General features: G+C 64.5%; 2 protein-coding genes. Both read right to left on the bottom strand.

Annotated elements, in window-relative coordinates:
- Positions 1 to 48 precede the first annotated feature (48 nt).
- The gene (gene rpmJ, locus ASG00_RS02005; RefSeq protein ID WP_022893853.1) at positions 49 to 165 is read right to left on the bottom strand and encodes a 50S ribosomal protein L36; all 117 of its coding nucleotides are present in this window, start codon (positions 163 to 165) and stop codon (positions 49 to 51) included.
- Between the two features lie 74 nt (positions 166 to 239).
- Complete coding sequence (gene infA / locus ASG00_RS02010) at positions 240 to 461, bottom strand: translation initiation factor IF-1 (protein ID WP_013583992.1); 222 nt, start codon at positions 459 to 461, stop codon at positions 240 to 242.
- Between the last annotated feature and the right edge of the window lie 309 nt (positions 462 to 770).

Raw genomic sequence — 770 nt, forward strand, 5'->3', positions numbered from 1 at the left:
GGTTCGGGATGCCGCGGCCCGCGGCATCCCGACGAAGCTTCTGTCTGCTCAGCCCTGGCGCTGCTTGTGGCGCGGGTTCGACTTGCAGATGACCATCACGTTGCCGTGGCGGCGGATGACCTTGCAGTGGTCGCAGATCGGCTTGACCGAGGGGTTGACCTTCATGATGCGTTTCCTGTTCGCTGTCTTCGTTCCCCCGCCGGAGCCGGGGACGTTACTTCTCGACCGGAGTGCTGCCGTCAGCGGTAGCGGTAGACGATGCGGCCGCGGGTCAGGTCGTAGGGGCTGAGCTCCACGACCACGCGGTCTTCGGGGATGATGCGGATGTAGTTCTGCCGCATCTTTCCGGAGATCGTTGCCAGCACCTTGTGACCGTTGGTGAGCTCGACGCGGAACATCGCGTTGGGGAGCGCCTCGGACACCGTGCCTTCGATCTCGATGACACCGTCTTTCTTTGCCATAGCCTCGCTGACGACGGGCAGACCGGTCGGTCTGCGGTGGATGGGGTTCGGTGCAACGACACGCCAATAAAGGCGCAAAGCACCAAAGATCAATCGTACGTGATATCGGATGCCGCGGCAACCCGGGCGTGTCGGTGGGGGTGGCGGCGCGTGGTCGCGCGGCGCGGCGTGCGGTCGCGTGGTGTGGCGTGGCCTGGTGTTGTCGCGACGTGTGGCGTGGTCGGGGTGGTGTGGTGTGGTGTGGCGTGACGGTCAAGTCCCGTGGTGTGGTGTCACTTCGGTTGTTTCCGGTGGTGGATGGGGTTAGGC

Origin of the sequence: Microbacterium sp. Leaf351, from assembly GCF_001423825.1 — a bacterium.
In the GTDB taxonomy this organism is placed as follows: Bacteria; Actinomycetota; Actinomycetes; order Actinomycetales; family Microbacteriaceae; genus Microbacterium; species Microbacterium ginsengisoli.

Bases quoted from the DNA above. Each gene is read 5' to 3' on its own strand.
- infA (WP_013583992.1), bottom strand. From the start codon at position 461: ATGGCAAAGAAAGACGGTGTCATCGAGATCGAAGGCACGGTGTCCGAG.
- rpmJ (WP_022893853.1), bottom strand. From the start codon at position 165: ATGAAGGTCAACCCCTCGGTCAAGCCGATCTGCGACCACTGCAAGGTC.